A 16,215-nucleotide genomic window follows, 5' to 3' on the forward strand; every position below is an offset into this window, starting at 1 on the left:
TCCCCTTCACCTGCTGAGCAGCCGTCATGCGGTCGCTCAATAGTTGTTGTTTTTCAGGAGGCGCCGACGGCACCCAGGGCAGTTTCAAATCCATGCCAGGCATGGAGGCTCACGCTAGCGGGCCATATCTCTTATCGCGCGAATCTGTCGAGCAGACCGGCCTTTGGCTACCGCAACGGGCGAGGCGAAAAAATACCCTGTCGAAGGGAACTTCAACGCGCCTGACCACTCTGCGGTGCAGTTCGAGTATGGGTAGCGTGAGGGCTCACACCAATATTGCTGATTGGATTTATTGTTGCCTTAAACAGAACACCAAAAGCGGGACAGCATAAGAATTCGGCGCATTCAACGCGCGGGAAAACAGAAGCTGTGGGAGTGAACGTGTTCGCGAATCAGGTGCCTCGGTGGACGAGATCACCGCGTTATGGTTCTTCGCGGGCAAGCCTTCAACGGGTCTACAGTCGAGCATGTGTTCAGGTCCGTCACCTCACAATCCGTGGGAGCGAGCTTGCTCGCGAAAAGGTCGGCAAACCCGACACATCTTCGGCGCCTGAAACATCGCCTTCGCTAGCAAGCTAGCTCCCACAGGTGGAATACGGTCCCACGATCTGGTTGGTCATCAATCCAGACGGAACCGCGCCGTGTTGTCGCTCAACGCACGGCTGCCTCTGCTCAGGGTATCCGCCGCCTGATTCACCGCACGCGCGCCATCGAGCAAACGCCCCGCCGCCTGATCGACTTGCTGGATATTGCCGCTGACTTCATCGGCGGTACTGGCCTGCTCTTCCACTGCCGTGGAAATCTGCGCGAGGGTGTCGGTCACGCCTTGCACTGCACTGGCGATTTCCACCAGGCGCTGACCCAGCCCGGTCACCGACTCGGCATCGGTGATGGCCTGGCCGCATGCGGCTTCCATCAGCCCGACGGCCTGACTCACTGTCGAGCGCAGGCTGTCGACCGTGCCGGCGATTTGCGCAGTGGACGCTTGCGTACGCTGCGACAGGCTGCGCACTTCATCGGCCACCACTGCAAAACCGCGGCCCTGCTCGCCGGCCCGCGCCGCTTCGATAGCCGCGTTAAGCGCCAGCAAATTGGTCTGTTCAGCGATGCCGCGAATGGCATCCACCACCGACTGGATCTGCTGGCCTTGCTCGCTGACCCGTCCCAACGCAGAAGCGGTATCGGTCAGACGCTGATTGAGCTGCTGAATACTGTCCGTGGTGCGCTGACTGTCGCGGCTGCTCTCCTCGGCAATCTTGCGTGTCTGCCGGGCGCTGTCGGACGCTTGCTCACAGCTTCTGGCCACGCCCTGGGATGTCGCCGCCAATTCGGTGGCCGCTGCGGCAATCTGGCTGATCTGATGCTGCTGCTCTTCGACCTCATTAAGCGTGCCGCTGGACTGGGCATTGAGGGTCAGGACTGCCTGGCCAAGCTGCAAGGTTTCGTGATTGACGCCCAGCAAGCTGGTGCGCAACTGGATCACGGCAACGTTAAGCGCAGTGCTGATTGCGGCCAGCTCATCACGTCCTTCCACTTGCACCTGAACACACAGGTTGCCATCGCGCAGGGACTCCGCCAGGGTCGTAATGCCGCTGGCACTGCGCCGAATCGAAGCCTGCAGACAGGCAAATAGATAAAGCGCCGCCAACAGCAGCAAGCCAAAGCAGATGCCGATGGGGATGAACTGCATGTTGGATTTTTCGCGGTAATACGCCAGGCGCGAATCCAGCGAATCCAAAGAGTGATTACGCAGCGTAGCCAGATCACCCAGCAACGCGTCGACACTTCGCTCAAATGCTGGAGGATCGAGTTTGATACTGCCGCCAAAGACACCGTCATCCAGGACTTTCAGCTCTGTATCCAGGCGCTGCATGGTGGCGTTGTACTCGTCCGCCCAGGTGCGCAACTCCGCAGGCAGCTTGGCCTGTAGCGATGCACCTGTCTTGAGCATCTGATCGCGGGCATCGCTGATCCGGCCACGCAGCTCACGCACTTGCAGGCGGCTTTGCAGGCTGAACTGCCCGGTGACCACCGACGTTTGCCCGATACTCGCCATGCGTCCGATTCGTTCGATCAGCTCCGGGATCTGCTGCGTCGACATTTGCATCAACAGATAGGTTTCAAGCCAGGGATCGAGGATCAAGCCACTGCTTGTGGCGATCTGCTCGCGCAACGCCTGAAGATTGCTCAGTGCCGTGGTGAAACGGTCGTAGCCGTCCGGCCACCAGCCCACCGTACGCAATGACGCGATGTCCATGCCTGTGACTGAAGCTTGCAGCGTTTCATAGCGCTTCGTAACGTCTACGTCGGCACTCTCGGCTGTGAGCGTGGCACCCAACGCTTCAAGCGCCTGCGTAATACGCGGATTTGCCGCATCCATGGCAGACATCGCCGCTTTAGCGGCCGGCGTCGGCTCGCGAAGAATGTCGGCAGCCTTCCAGCGCGCAGCGTTATCACGTTGCCCGGAAAGCTCGCGATCAAGCACATCCAGCGCCAATAACTGGCGAACACCCGAACGCTCGCCCGAAATCAACGCAAGTTTGCTGCGGTAGTCCTGCCCGATCATCCACAGACTGCCCACCAGCGGCAGCATGAATAACAGAAACAAAACCTGAAACTTGCGAGCAAAACGGAATCGTCCTAGCAAACGCATTCCTGGCGACAACACACTGTACATGCCCGACTACTCCCCTGGACGCTCTGCAAACACGGCAGCGGCCGTGGCAGTTATCACTGAAACCCGCTAACGGCAAAATGCCATGTTATTGATTAAACGGCGTTAGTCGCCTGATTTCTTCTGATTCGGACCAACGGAATCTGAGCGGACTGTCGGGAACAACACTTTGACTAATGGGACAACAAAGCAAGATTCGGACCGTAGGACCGGCTGTCACCTCGCTGTAGGAAACCTCGGTTTTTTCAGCGAGCACTGCACATATACATCAATGAAGATTACGCTTTCAGCACTTTAGGCATGAGGGATACGAAAATGGCTGGCGACCATCCGCAACTGAGTGTGACTTCCCAACCCAATGGGCCCAAACCCAGTTCCTATCAGAAACGCTTCAACAGCCTTCTAAAGAAGATTCAAACTCATCGTGGCTCCCTTGAAGCCTGGAACAGCGCCGAATTGGCGTACCAAAAGCTGTGGGCGCAAGAGTTCATCCCAACGCTGGATAAGCTGCAGGATTATCAGCTGGAGTTACTGATCATCCTTGACGTCGCCAGCACACGAATGAAATTCAGCAAAAAAGACCTTGGAACGCTGGAACGAATCGTTCGTGAGCTGGCCGAGGAGCTGATCGCTGGCGATCACCCGGAGAAGGCGGAAGTGAAAGAGATCTTCACCCGGCACGCCGGTGTTGATTTCGACGTTCTTCAAGAAGAAGAGACGGCTCAGTTCAAGGCTATTCTGGAGCGCGAACTTGATGTCGAACTCGACGACGACAGCGCAACTACCCCCGAGGAACTCGCCCAGATTTTATTTGCCAAGCTGAGCGATGATGCGGGCGAAGCTCCCCGACAATCAGCCGACCGGAAGAAAACGACGCGCGAAATCCGCCAGGAAGAGGAACTGGCGAAAGGTAGCCAGTCAGTTCGCGAAATCTATCGAAAGCTTGCCAGCGCCCTTCACCCCGACCGGGAAACCGACGAAGCCGAGCGCAAGCGAAAAACTGCGCTCATGCAGCGGGTAAACCATGCCTATGCCGCCAAGGATCTTTTGGGCCTGCTGGAGCTGCAGCTGGAGATCGAACAGATCGACAGTGATCACGCCAGCAACCTGCCGCAGGAACGCATCAAGCATTACAACCGGATCCTGGCTGAGCAGGTAAAGGAGCTGGAAGAAGAGATCAGCTTTCGCAATTTCATATTCAACGAGCAATTCAACCTGCCGCCGTTCGAGACCACCAAGCCCGCCGGTATCCCCCGAAAATGTGACAGAAAACTGGGCGAACTGGTCGAGGAGCTTTTCGATCTTGAATACGTGGTCGAAGACCTGAAGCTGGATGCGAAGAACATAAAAGCCTTCCTGCGCTCCCAGCGGGAAATGTTCGATGAATGGGACAACCGGAGTGTGCTGGATGATCTGTTCCGCTAGGCCGGGAAGAATCTACACACCGTGGATTGAAGGCGAAAACCTAACCGCTTGATCACACGCATAAATTTTTCAGAACAACGCTTGACACATATCCGTTATCCACGAATAATGCGCGCCACTTGGCTACATAGCTCAGTTGGTTAGAGCATAGCATTCATAATGCTGGGGTCCGGGGTTCAAGTCCCTGTGTAGCCACCAAGTACCGGTTTACAGACATCTTCGGAAGTCTATAGACCCATCAAGAAGCCCGCCTCGTGCGGGCTTTCTTGTGTCTGGCGTATAGCCTTGTATGACTGTCTATCGCATCGCCGCGTATCCCGGCTTGTACCCTTCGCAAAAAATTGAACGGAAGGGATACAAACTCATGCAGCGATCCGACCTCAAACGTCGCTCGCTCTCTGATACGACCTTGGCAGGGCTGGAACCTGACACCAAGGAGTATCGCGAACAGCCTAGCAAAGGCCTCCGATACCCAGGATCAGCGCCATGCACGCTTACCCTCATACCATTATTGTTTGACGTGATTGAGCCCCTGCTCAACCCGCAGCCTCATTCACCACACGTGCGGTTCGGATAAACAGCGCGCGCACTTTGTCCCAGAAATTCCCGCCCAGGACGAAGAAACTGCCGATGAACATTGCATCGCCCAGGGCCTGCGCCTGCCAGAGGTTGGGCCGCAGTCCAGGCCAGATCGTGTCGATATAGGGTTCGAGAAATGCTGCGATGAGCGGCAGGCAGAACATGACGACACCGATCTTGTGGCGCGTCGGACCCACTTCGAGGTCGACAGCGGGGGCCAGATTGGACACATAGCCGAACACGCTGCGTTTCAATTGCTGGAATCCGGACTTGCCCATGATGGCGATGACCAGAATAAGCAGAACCTTGTTGCTGATGAACAGGATGCCGGTCAGGGCTGCAATCCTGGAACCAGGCACGTCGAGCGCCGCCATGATCGGTACTGTCAACCACGAACCTGCCATCACACAGATAATTGCGATGCCTGCCTTGAAGCGCCAACTGGCGGAGTGAGGCGCGACACTGTCTTGGGTGTTCATTGTCATCGTCCCTTTTTTATTGATTTTCAGCTGCTCGTACGACCCTCCGAGTAGCGTAGCAGGGGCTACGCTAAAACGACCGACCCTGCTGAGGCAAACAGGTCCAGGTAGTTTTCAGATCGTGATGACACCATTCGGGTCGCCATCCGGTCCGCCACGCTTCAGTGACCTTCGTTGAAGGAAAACACTTGATGCAGCCAGGCAAAGCCGTGCTGATTGCGCTGGGCCAGCTTCTTCTGCTGGGGATGTTCGGTCTCGCAGGTTGCATGCGCGTGGGACCGGAGTTCCAGCCTCCGGGGCAAGCCTGGGTCGAGCGCTGGACGAGCCCGGCGCTTGAGCAATCCAGCCAACGCGGGGCGGACCCGGATTGGCGCCAGTGGTGGAAAGTTTTCAACGATCCGGTTCTCGACCTGCTGATCGCCGAGTCCGATGCACACAACGCCAACCTGAGAATCGCCGGACTACGAGTGATGCAAGCGCGCGCGCAACTGGGCATCGCGCAAAGCGACCGCTACCCGCAAGTACAGCAGGCCAGTGCCGACGCCTTGTACTTCAATCGCCGGCAATCGGGCGGGAGCAATCCGCAAGACAGCCATTTCTGGCAATACAGCGCCGGCTTTGACCTGGGCTGGGAGCTGGATTTCTGGGGACGCTTCAGTCGCGCCATCGAGTCGTCCGACGCCGCCTGGTTTGCTGCGCAAGCCAACTATGAAGACGCGCTGGTCCTGCTGCGTGCTCAAGTCGCTTCCACTTACTTTGCAGTACGTACTACCGAGGCGCGATTGCGTGTGGCCCGGGAAAACGCCGAGCAGCAAAAACGCAACTTCGAGATAACGCAGCGACTGTTCACCAGCGGCCAGACTGCCGAGCTGGATCTCCAGCAAGCCCGAACCCAGTACCTGGGAACGCTGAGCATCATTCCCAGCCTTGAAGATCAGCTTCAGCGTTTGCGCAATGCGTTGATGGGGCTGATCGGGCGACCTCCCGGTGCCTTTTCGGAGCTGGCCAGCAATGAAGGACTGATTCCGCTGGTCGACCGGGCCGTGTTGCAGGAAGTACCGGCCATGCTGCTGACCCGCCGCCCCGACGTTCGCGCCGCCGAGCTGGATGTCGCGTCCCAGTCCGCGCTGATCGGCGTGGCGCAAAGCGACTTCTACCCGTCGCTGACATTGCTCGGCAGCATCGTCTGGTCGGCTGACTCACTCAGCGGCACGTCGCGCAGCCTGGACAGCGTGGGTGGTCCAAGTCTGCGCTGGAACCTGTTCGACCACGGCCGAATCAGCAATAACGTGCGGGTTCAGGATGCACGATTGCAGCAGTTGATCGAGGTCTACCGCGAAAAGGTGCGCCAGGCTGCACGCGAGGCAGACGATGCCGCCTACGGCCTGATCAAATCCTTGCAGCGCGAACAAATTCTGCAGCAAGCCCAGTCGGCGGCCAGACGCTCGCTGGTCCTGGCCAATACGCAGTATCGCGAAGGTTATTCCGACTTTCAGCGGGTGCTGGACGCGCAGCGGGCCTTGCTCGATCAACAGGACAATTACCTGCTGGCCCGCAGCGATGCGGTCAACAATCTCATCGATTTGTACAAAGCCTTGGGGGGCGGCTGGTACAGCCCTAGACCTAAAGTCGATCCAGCGACCCGCAAGGTCATGCAGGAACGTTCTGACTGGGGCGGACTCCTGGATGAGCCAGAGGTTGCGGCGCCTGTCATTCGCCAACCCGATACGGTGAACGAACATGAGTGAAGTCGCCCCGCCCTCGCCCGATGCCTGCGATGCGCCCGCTGCCAAAGCACCGCCGCCGCCAGCTGATCCGAGCAAAAAAGGCATCAAATGGGTGCTCTTGCTGATCGTCCTGAGCCTGGGATGGTATTTGTTGGCGGACCGCTTCACGCCCTACACGCAACAGGCGCGAGTCAGCGCATTTGTTGTGCCGGTGGCCGCAGAAGTCGCGGGCCGCGTCATCCGGGTGAACGTGCGTAACAATCAGGACATCAAGACCGGCGATGTGCTCTTCGAGGTAGACCCGCAGCCCTATCAGATTGCTGTGGATCGGGCCGTAGCCGACCTCGAATCCACACGTCGGCAAATCGGCGCCAGCAGTGCAGGAATTGTCTCCGCGCAAGCTTCCCTGCGTGCGGCGCAAGCGAACGAACTCAAGGCACGGCAGGACAATCAGCGTCTTGAAGGCTTGTATCGGCAGGATCGCGGAACCATCTCGGTACGCCTGCTGGAAGTGTCCCGCGCCAGCCTCGAACAGGCGGTCAGCCAGGTGGCCGCTGCCCGCGCCGAGGTTCAGCGGGCGCGGGAACAGGAAGGCGGCAACGACGAGGTCAACGCCACTTTGCGCAGTGCTGCCACGGCGTTGTCCAAAGCCCAGCTGGATCTGGCCAATACCAGCGTGCGCGCGCGCTCCTCGGGACTCGTCACTGATTTACGCACTGACGTCGGACAATTCGCCGGCGTCGGGACGCCGGTGATGACCCTGATCGCCATTCATGACGTGTGGATCAGTGCGGACATGACCGAGAACAACCTCGGCCGGATCAAGCCCGAGACGCCGGTGGCAATCATTCTGGATGCCCTGCCCGGTGAGGTGTTTGCCGGGCACGTGCGCAGCATCGGCTTCGGTGTGAGCGTCGGGCAACCACCCGCGCCTGGGACCTTGCCGAGCATTCAGAACAGCCGCGACTGGTTGCGTCCGGCACAACGCTTTCCGGTGATCATCGAGTTTTCGGCTGCGTCGAAGACCCGATTACGTGACAGCGGCGCAATCCGCGCCGGAGGCCAGGCCGAGATAATGGCGTTCCCTACCCAGGGCAATCCACTGAACCTGCTGGGTCGTTTGTTCGTGGCAATGATGAGTTGGCTCTCCTATGCCTATTAAGCGCGGGCCTATTAAGCGCGTGGCTATTGAGCGTGGACCACGTGATCAGCGCGCCCTGCGCCTGGCGACCGGCACGGCGCTGTGCCTGGCGGCCAGTTTCGGCCTGGGATTGCCGATTCCCTTCATGGCTCCGGTATTGGCCTTGTTGCTCTTGTCCACGCTTACTCGCCCGCTGACGTTCAAGGCAGGCGTGGTCCTTGCGCTGGCCGCGTTGCTGACCACCGGTGTCGGCCTGGTGTTGATCCCGATTCTGCGTTATTACCCGCTCAGCGGCGTGCTGCTGGTCAGTGCAGGTCTGTTCCTGGCATTCCGCCTGGGGCTGCGCGGCGGCAACCCCCTGATCGTCACCTTTCTGATCATCGGCCTGACCATGATCTCCTCGGCAGGCATCGCGAGCTTTGCCTTGGCGGCGATGGTCATTGAGGCGCTGGTCAAAGGTTTGATCCTCGCCGTAGTGATGGTTGCCGTCAGTCACTGGCTGTTTCCCGAATCAGCGAACGCAGTCGCGCCACCCGCTCGCCAAAGCTTGCCCGCGATGGTTGTCGGTCAAATGGCACTGCGCGCCACTCTAATCGTCATGCCGACGTTCCTGCTCGCGCTGCACGATCCAGCCAGTTATCTGCCAATCATCCTCAAGGCCGTGAGCCTTGGCCAACAAACCTCCACGACAACCGCTCGCAATGCCGGCCGCGAGCTGGTTGGTTCAACGCTGCTCGGCGGTCTGCTGGCGATCCTGTTCTGGTGCGCCCTCAGTCTGTTTGTCCATCTATGGATGTTTTTTCTGTGGATGCTGCTGTTTGGCCTGGTGCTGGCGCGCAAACTGTATGCCTTGAGCCCCACGCGGCTAACGCCAGGGTTCTGGCTAAACAGCATGATCACGCTGATCATCCTGCTCGGCCAATCGGTTCAGGACAGCGCTGCGGGCAAGGACGTATACACAGCATTTGCGGTGCGAATGGGCCTTTTCATCCTCGTGACGCTGTATGCCTGGCTGATGGTGAACCTTCTGGATCAACGCAACGCATTACCACTGGTCAGCCGATAACCCTTCAAATCTCCGCGCCTGAAAAAACATCTCAACTGCAACTAATTACCATTTACTTAAATGTGAAAATTTCGTAGTCTGCGCCCATTCACCACGTAGTCCAATTCCCAAACATGCGCGAGATAGAGCGCGGCGTAGCTGTTTGTGGGGTCGACACGTGCTTTTCGCTTAACGTAGGAATCACCCGATGCTCCGTCCCGTTTTGCCCGTCTTGACCACTGCGCTCGCGCTCGGATTGTCCACTTCCGTAATGGCTGCTCCGGTTCATCTGGACTTGCCGGCCCAACCGTTGGCGACTTCTCTCACGCAGTTGGGCCAGGCCAGCGGGATGCGGGTGATATTCGACACCAGGCAGGTCTCCGGCAAACAGGCGCCCACCGTGCGTGGCGATCTGGAACCGGCGCAAGCCTTGCAGCGCTTGTTGGCGGGCAGCGGTTTGACGGCCAGCGTCGATGGCAATTCGGCACGCGTGATACAGCCGACGCAGGCAACCCCGGGCGCAATCGCGCTGGACGGCGTAAACATCAATGCTGACTACGGCATTGCTGGCCAAGCGACGACTGAAGACAGCAAGTCCTACACCACGGGGTCCATGAACACCGCGACCAAGCTGCCGCTGTCGATCCGCGAGACGCCGCAGTCGGTGAGCGTGATCACCCGCCAGCGCATCGAAGATCAGGGCATGAATGACCTGAACGACGTGGTCAAATATGCGCCGGGTATCACGCTGCACAAGACCGCTTCGGACCGTCAGGAATTTCTGGCGCGCGGTTTCAAGATCGACAACATCATGTACGACGGCCTGCCGTCGAGTATCAGCACGTACACCCAGGATGTGATTTCCAGTGCTGACCTGAGCATCTACGATCGCGTTGAAGTGGTCCGTGGTGCGACCGGCCTGATGACCGGCGCGGGCAGCCCGGCGGCGACACTCAACCTGGTGCGCAAGCGCCCCACTGCTACTCCTCAAGTAAGCATCACTACGAGCGCGGGCAGCTGGGATCGCTATCGCACCGAAGTCGATGCGTCGAACAAACTCAACGAGTCCGGCACCGTTCGTGGCCGCGTCGTAGCGGCGTACCAGGACGGCAACAGCTTCACCGATGTGCGCGAAAACCAGCGCCAGACCTTCTACGGAATTCTGGAAGCGGATCTCAACGATTCGACGACCTGGACCATCGGCGCCTCCAAGCAGCGCGACGACAACACGTCGGATTGGGGTGGCTTGCCGAGCGGCCCGAATGGCGAAGACCTGCACTTGCCGCGCTCGGCGTTTCTCAGCAACAACTGGTCGTACTGGGATAAAGACAACTACAGCCTGTTCAGTGATATCACCCACCGCTTCGACAATGGCTGGTCCGCCAAGCTTGCCGCCGCGAAGATCTGGGCCAAGGCCGACACGTTCTCTACCTATCTAGGCAACTACAACGGCGCCGGTTTCCAGCAGTACGCCGGCAAATACCGCGACGACGATGACCAGACCAACCTGGACGCCTCGCTGTCAGGCCCCTTCCAATTGTTTGGTCGCGAGCACGAACTGGCCGTCGGCGTCAGCCATCGTCAGGAGAAGTTTGATCAATGGGGCGGCTGGACCGACGGCACTCCGGTGGATATCTGGAACTTCGATCACAGCCGGATCGCCAAGCCTACTGTTGACGAGTCCCTGTACGAAAGCCGCAATACCGCCACCGAAAAAGGCGCGTATGCGGTCGCGCGTTTCAACCCCATCGACCCGCTGCACGTCATCATCGGCAGCCGCGTCAGCTGGTATGAATACAACGACCGGGTTAGCGATGGCGACTATAAAGTCACCCGTGAAGTGACGCCGTACGCCGGGATCATCTATGACCTGAACGATACCTACTCGGCTTACGCCAGCTACACCGAAATCTTCAAGCCGCAGACCCAGAAGGACTCCGGTGGCACTGTGCTGGCCCCGATGACCGGCAAGAACTATGAAATCGGTCTGAAAGGCGAGTACTTCGACGGCGCGCTGAATGCTTCGGTGGCCTTGTTCGAAATGGAACAGGAAAACCGTGCTTACCTGCTCGACAATCAGAACCAGAGCAATTGCCCGTCTTACCCGGCAACCAGTTGCTATGGTGCAGCCGGCAAGGTTCGCAGCCGTGGTATCGACACGGAACTCACCGGCGCCCTGACACCAAACTGGCAGTTCTCTGCGTCTTACACCTATGTGCTCAGCCAGTACGTCAAAGATGCCACCGAAGGCAATGAAGGCAAACTCTTCGCGCCGGATCAGCCCAAGCATCTGTTCAAGGCCGCCACCAGTTATAACCTGCAAGGCGAGCTGAGCAAGGTTCGCGTCGGCGCAGATGTGTTCGCGCAGAGCAAAACCTTCAACCGCGTGGGTAACGGCACTGCGGATCAGGACGCCTACGGCGTTGTCGGCCTGATGGCAGGTTACAAGTTCGACGAGCACTGGGACGGTCGGATCAATTTCAACAACGTGCTCAACACTCGCTACTGGCAGGGCATCCCCAATGCCAGCGGCGCCGGGCAGTATGGCGATCCACGTAACCTGATGTTCTCGTTGAAGTGGTCACTCTGACCCTGAACGACCAAGCCTGGTCCTCAGGCTGAATTAAAAACACCAGGCATCGGCTGCATTCAACGTCCGATGCCTGAAGTTTTACCACCCACCTACGTTTTGTTCTTTGACGCCATCGCTAGCATTTCACCAGCCTCCGCACATTAAATCCCTTCGGGACTTGCGCTCAACCGCCCGCAACTTGTACCCAATTAAATCGATATGAACGGATTAGTACGATGCACGCATCTATTCCGGTGCTTTATATCCTTGTCAAACCTAAGTGATTGAAACCTCAACCATTGCATAAATAAGCAACCCATATATCTGGACACTGCCGTTGGGTGCTGTCGTCCGACAGTTGTCTGTCACAAATAATAAATATCTATTATTAATTGCCAATTTATTGCTTCCGGCAGTGTCAGAACTCTGGATGACTGAATTATCCGAAAAAGCTCGGTAAACCTGCGTTCAAGCCGTTTCACCTGAGTCTGAGTGTCCTGCGCATCTGAATACCGAGGTGCATGGTCAGCCTGATGAACCGAACGATGAGTTTTATACAGTGAACACTTTATTATCCCTGCTGCCCGGCGGCGGTCAGTCCGGTGAAACGATCCGCGCTCATGACTGGTCGACATCCGGTTTCGGCGCGCTGTCGACCTGGCCGGCGACATTGCGCCATGCGCTCGGGCTCATGCTCAACTCGCCAGACAGCATGTATCTGATCTGGGGTCCGGAACTGCGGTTCTTCTTCAATGATGCCTATCGTCCGGTGCTGAGTGGACGCGAACGCGACGCCATGGGACAGCCTGTTGCTGTACTGTGGGGCGACGTTTGGGAGCAAGTCCGGCCGCTGGTGGAAAAAGCCCTGGGCGGGTCATCCTGCCGCATCGACAATCATCCGGTGGTCATGCAGCGCTCGGGCGTCGATCAGCAGACCTGGTGGAACCTCTCCTTCTCGCCGATCTACGGCGACGCAGGTTCGGTGGATGGCGTGCTGTGCCAACCCATCGAAACCACCGAGATGGTTCGCTCGGCTGCCCTATTGCGCTCAAGCGAGGAATTCAACAGGAGAGTGCTCGCCAGCAGCACCGACTGCATCAAGGTGCTCGACCTCGACGGCCGGCTGGCCTGGATGAGCGAGGGCGGACAGCGCGTCATGGAAGTCAGCGACTTCAATGCCATCCGTGGTTGTCCGTGGCCGGATTTCTGGAAGGATCAGGGCAATCTCGAAGCAGTGAATGCGGTCGAGCTGGCCCGATCAGGTCGCGAAGGCTTTTTCGAGGGTCAGGCCGCGACGATGACTGGCATCGTCAAATGGTGGGACGTGCGCGTCAGCCCGATTCTGGGCAGCGACGGCCGACCGGAGAAGTTGCTCTGCGTGTCACGGGACATTACCGACACCAAACAGGCTGAAGCCGAACTGCGTATCTTGAATGAGACCCTGGAACAACGGGTCACGGATCGTACCTGCGAGCTCGACCGCCTCTGGCGACTGTCGGCCGACATCATGCTGGTGGCGCGCTTCGATGGATGCATCATGGCAGTCAACCCAGCCTGGACGAAGCTGCTGGGCTGGACAGAAGTGGAATTGCTTGGCCGCGAATTCATGGAGTTTGTACACCCCCAGGATGTTGCAGACACAGAAGCCGCTGCCACCGAACTGTCCAATGGCAACAGCATCCCGAACTTCATAAATCGCTATCAACATAAAGACGGTTCATGGCGCTGGTTATCCTGGACGGCGGTGCCCGACCAATCCTGTATCCATGCCGTCGGCCGCGACATTCAGGCCGAACGGGAAGCCACCGAAGCGTTGCGCCTCTCCGAAGAAGCCCTGCGCCAATCGCAGAAACTGGAGGCAGTCGGCTTGCTGACCGGCGGCGTCGCCCACGACTTCAATAATCTGCTGACGGTCATCAAGTCATCCACCGACCTGCTCAAGCGCCCTAATGTCCAGGAAGAGCGCCGCATCCGCTACGTTGAAGCCATCTCCTCGACCGTGGACCGGGCCGCGAAACTGACCGGTCAGCTTCTGGCCTTTGCCCGGCGCCAGGCGCTGAAGCCGGAAATTTTCGACGTCTGCCAGAACATCCACTCCATCGGCAACATGCTGGATTCGTTCACCGGCACACGGGTCAAGGTGGTCATCGAAGTACCTGATTACGCCTGCTTTATCAAAGCTGACACCAGTCAGTTCGATAACGCGCTGGTCAACATGGCGGTCAACGCCCGGGATGCCATGCAAGGCGAAGGCACGCTGACAATCCAGGTCAGTGCAGTTACCCACTTGCCTGCTGCGCGTTCGCATCCCGGCCGCGAAGAAGACTTCATTCGAATCGACCTTACCGACACCGGCAGAGGTATAAAGCCCGAAGATATCGAGCACATTTTTGAGCCGTTCTTCACCACCAAAGGCGTCGGCCATGGAACGGGCCTCGGGTTATCTCAGGTATTCGGTTTTGCCAAGCAGTCCGAAGGCGACATTCTGGTCCATAGCCAGGTCGGCAGCGGTACGCAGTTTTCACTGTTTCTGCCCCGCTGCGCCACGCAACCGAGCGCCAATGAATTGCGCGCCTTGCGCATCTCCCTCGATGACATCACTGACCTGAGCGTGCTGGTGGTCGAGGACAACGACGACGTTGGCGATTTCGCCACCCAGACGCTGATTGAACTGGGCTTCAGCGCTTACCGCGCCGCCAACGGCCACGAGGCACTGGCCGAACTGTCCAGAAACGCCGCTGCCTACGACGTGATTTTTTCCGACGTCATGATGCCCGGCATCACCGGACTGGAACTGGCACGCAAAGTGGAACATCTTTATCCGACCCTGCCGGTGGTACTGACCACCGGATACAGCGAAGTATTCGTCCAGGAAGGTGTGGAGAAGTTCAGGCTGTTGCCCAAACCCTACTCCATCGAAGCGATGTCCAACGTGCTGCGCGAGGCGGTGCTGGAGAGTCGCAAGGGGGCGGGGAAACAAGGCGTAATCTAATGACCATGTCGCCCATCAAACATCGGCCTGTTGGAGATTCTATGTCTGGGGGCAACCGCCAGGCGCCGCAGACGTATTGTCTGAACCGACGCCTTCCCGGCTAAAGCCGGTCCCACTGGATTGCGCTGATTTTGTGGGACCGGATTTATCCGGGAAGACGGCATTCCAATAGACGCAAATGCATCGACTGTACGTCCTATCGTGAATGGTGCATGCGTAGATCCGTTGGCGAGGCTTGCCCGCGAATCAGGCGCACCGGTGGTGCCAGACCCACCTCGTTATCGATCTTCGCGGGCAAGCCTCGCTCAACGAATCGCAACAGCTTCAGCGCCCACTATCTATCCAAACAGAGATTTGAAAATGACCTTCAACTGGCACAGCGATCCCATTACCCGCACCACCGAAGTCGACAGGCACTACAAAAATACCCAGAACGTGCGGCGGTTTCTGACGGAGCAGTGTGGGGATGGCTTCAAGTTCGACCGACCGCTCATGGCCTGGATCAACGATGGTCGGCCGAAGACTATGGGTGATGTGGCGGATGAGTGGCAGCGTCGGCAGTCAGCCAGCGTTTAGGCAGTCCCGCCCGCGTTCACTGCGCCGCGAATCGCTTCCAGCAGCATGGTGAACGCCGGGTTGTCGTTGTCCGAACGCCAGATCAAATGCAGTTCGCTTTGCACGCCCTCCCCCAGATCGATCTCGCGAAAGGTCACGCCTTTGAACACCACGCTGGCGGCGCAGCGCGGCACCAGGGCCAGACCCATACCGGCGTTGACCAGCGCCAGAATCGTCAACGATGACCCCAGCCATTGCACATACTGCGGCGCCACCCGCGCCGAACGGAACATGCCGGTGAGCAGCTCGTTGAACGGCGGATAAGCTGCGTGGGAGTACATCAGAAATGGCTCGCCATCCAGATCGGTCACCGCGACCGTCGCTGACGTCGCCAGCCGATGCGTGCTGGGCACGGCGAGCAGGAACGGTTCGCGCACCAGGCATTCAGTGGCGAAACCGGGTTGCAGCAACGGCGAGCGAACGATGCCCAGATCGATGCGTCGCGCGCGCATGGCTTCGTGCTGCTGATAGGTGTTCATCTCCTCCAGGGAGATTTTCACGTGGGGCTGCTTGAGTCGCGCCTCGGCGATGACCTTGGGGAGGAATTCGTACACCGCGCTGCCTACGAAACTGATGGTCACCGAGCCGATATCCCCTTCCGCGAAGCGCTTGGCCGCTGCCGCCGCTTGTTGCGCACGCTCCAGCAGGTTCTGCGCTTCGATGAAAAATGCCCGACCGGCGGCGGTCAACGCCACGCTGCGCGTGCTGCGGGTAAACAGCGCCACGCCCAGGTGATGTTCCAGCAGCTGAATCTGCCGACTCAGGGGCGGCTGAGTCATGTTCAGGCGTTCAGCGGCACGGCGAAAGTTGAGTTCCGTGGCCACGGTGGTGAAACAGCGCAACTGGGCAAGTTCGAACATTGATTCAATCCAGGTATCAATCAAGTGCCAATCTAGATTAGACCGGAACAAAGAGTGCGTCCATCATCGACTCGTCCCCAAAAAAATAATGATCGGGAGTCGCCCC

10 protein-coding genes and 1 tRNA gene are annotated in these 16,215 nt (G+C 58.6%); 8 read left to right on the forward strand and 3 right to left on the reverse strand.

Annotated features, from left to right (window positions below; all coding sequences use genetic code 11):
* Positions 1-619: 619 nt before the first annotated feature.
* On the reverse strand, positions 620-2,677 hold the full coding sequence (locus ACP7E4_RS24885) for a methyl-accepting chemotaxis protein (protein ID WP_426118331.1): 2,058 nt from the start codon (positions 2,675-2,677) through the stop codon (positions 620-622).
* Positions 2,678-2,989: 312 nt separating this feature from the next.
* Between ACP7E4_RS24885 and ACP7E4_RS24890 the strand changes: the two genes are divergently transcribed.
* Both ACP7E4_RS24890 and ACP7E4_RS24895 read left to right on the forward strand, forming a co-directional pair.
* Positions 2,990-4,099 carry a molecular chaperone DnaJ gene (locus tag ACP7E4_RS24890; RefSeq protein WP_426118333.1) on the forward strand — a complete coding sequence of 370 codons (1,110 nt, stop codon included), beginning with the start codon at positions 2,990-2,992 and terminating at the stop codon, positions 4,097-4,099.
* 121 nt (positions 4,100-4,220) lie between these two features.
* Positions 4,221-4,297, forward strand: a tRNA-Met gene (locus ACP7E4_RS24895).
* 338 nt (positions 4,298-4,635) lie between these two features.
* On the opposite strand, the gene ACP7E4_RS24900 is transcribed toward ACP7E4_RS24895, so the two are convergent.
* On the reverse strand, positions 4,636-5,157 hold the full coding sequence (locus tag ACP7E4_RS24900) for a transporter suffix domain-containing protein (RefSeq protein ID WP_426118334.1): 522 nt from the start codon (positions 5,155-5,157) through the stop codon (positions 4,636-4,638).
* 191 nt (positions 5,158-5,348) lie between these two features.
* Here ACP7E4_RS24900 and ACP7E4_RS24905 point away from each other — a divergent pair, with 191 nt between their 5' ends.
* From ACP7E4_RS24905 to ACP7E4_RS24930, 6 genes are all read left to right on the forward strand, one after another.
* Entirely contained in the window at positions 5,349-6,905 is a 1,557-nt protein-coding gene (locus ACP7E4_RS24905) for an efflux transporter outer membrane subunit (RefSeq protein ID WP_426118336.1), read from the forward strand.
* Positions 6,898-8,046 (forward strand): HlyD family secretion protein, encoded by a 1,149-nt coding sequence (locus tag ACP7E4_RS24910; protein ID WP_426118338.1) that lies wholly within the window; start codon positions 6,898-6,900, stop codon positions 8,044-8,046. The genes ACP7E4_RS24905 and ACP7E4_RS24910 overlap by 8 nt, the downstream gene beginning before the upstream one ends.
* Positions 8,036-9,091 (forward strand): DUF2955 domain-containing protein, encoded by a 1,056-nt coding sequence (locus tag ACP7E4_RS24915; protein ID WP_426118340.1) that lies wholly within the window; start codon positions 8,036-8,038, stop codon positions 9,089-9,091. Before ACP7E4_RS24910 ends, ACP7E4_RS24915 begins: the two co-directional genes overlap by 11 nt.
* A 187-nt stretch (positions 9,092-9,278) precedes the next feature.
* Entirely contained in the window at positions 9,279-11,660 is a 2,382-nt protein-coding gene (locus tag ACP7E4_RS24920) for a TonB-dependent siderophore receptor (protein ID WP_426118342.1), read from the forward strand.
* Positions 11,661-12,333: 673 nt separating this feature from the next.
* Positions 12,334-14,634 (forward strand): PAS domain-containing protein, encoded by a 2,301-nt coding sequence (locus tag ACP7E4_RS24925; protein ID WP_426118374.1) that lies wholly within the window; start codon positions 12,334-12,336, stop codon positions 14,632-14,634.
* A 360-nt stretch (positions 14,635-14,994) separates the two neighbouring features.
* Complete coding sequence (locus ACP7E4_RS24930) at positions 14,995-15,210, forward strand: DUF6434 domain-containing protein (RefSeq protein WP_426118344.1); 216 nt, start codon at positions 14,995-14,997, stop codon at positions 15,208-15,210.
* Here ACP7E4_RS24930 and ACP7E4_RS24935 read toward each other — a convergent pair.
* Positions 15,207-16,109 carry a LysR substrate-binding domain-containing protein gene (locus ACP7E4_RS24935; RefSeq protein WP_426118346.1) on the reverse strand — a complete coding sequence of 301 codons (903 nt, stop codon included), beginning with the start codon at positions 16,107-16,109 and terminating at the stop codon, positions 15,207-15,209. The genes ACP7E4_RS24930 and ACP7E4_RS24935 overlap by 4 nt on opposite strands.
* Positions 16,110-16,215: the final 106 nt, after the last annotated feature.

This window comes from Pseudomonas sp. DSP3-2-3, assembly GCF_049898225.1.
In the GTDB taxonomy this organism is placed as follows: Bacteria; Pseudomonadota; Gammaproteobacteria; order Pseudomonadales; family Pseudomonadaceae; genus Aquipseudomonas.

Excerpts from the sequence above, each read along its gene's own strand:
- ACP7E4_RS24885 (WP_426118331.1), bottom strand. The coding sequence starts at position 2,677 with ATGTACAGTGTGTTGTCGCCAGGAATGCGTTTGCTAGGACGATTCCGT.
- ACP7E4_RS24890 (WP_426118333.1), top strand. The coding sequence starts at position 2,990 with ATGGCTGGCGACCATCCGCAACTGAGTGTGACTTCCCAACCCAATGGG.
- ACP7E4_RS24900 (WP_426118334.1), bottom strand. The coding sequence starts at position 5,157 with ATGAACACCCAAGACAGTGTCGCGCCTCACTCCGCCAGTTGGCGCTTC.
- ACP7E4_RS24905 (WP_426118336.1), top strand. The coding sequence starts at position 5,349 with ATGCAGCCAGGCAAAGCCGTGCTGATTGCGCTGGGCCAGCTTCTTCTG.
- ACP7E4_RS24910 (WP_426118338.1), top strand. The coding sequence starts at position 6,898 with ATGAGTGAAGTCGCCCCGCCCTCGCCCGATGCCTGCGATGCGCCCGCT.
- ACP7E4_RS24915 (WP_426118340.1), top strand. The coding sequence starts at position 8,036 with ATGCCTATTAAGCGCGGGCCTATTAAGCGCGTGGCTATTGAGCGTGGA.
- ACP7E4_RS24920 (WP_426118342.1), top strand. The coding sequence starts at position 9,279 with ATGCTCCGTCCCGTTTTGCCCGTCTTGACCACTGCGCTCGCGCTCGGA.
- ACP7E4_RS24925 (WP_426118374.1), top strand. The coding sequence starts at position 12,334 with ATGCTCAACTCGCCAGACAGCATGTATCTGATCTGGGGTCCGGAACTG.
- ACP7E4_RS24930 (WP_426118344.1), top strand. The coding sequence starts at position 14,995 with ATGACCTTCAACTGGCACAGCGATCCCATTACCCGCACCACCGAAGTC.
- ACP7E4_RS24935 (WP_426118346.1), bottom strand. The coding sequence starts at position 16,109 with ATGTTCGAACTTGCCCAGTTGCGCTGTTTCACCACCGTGGCCACGGAA.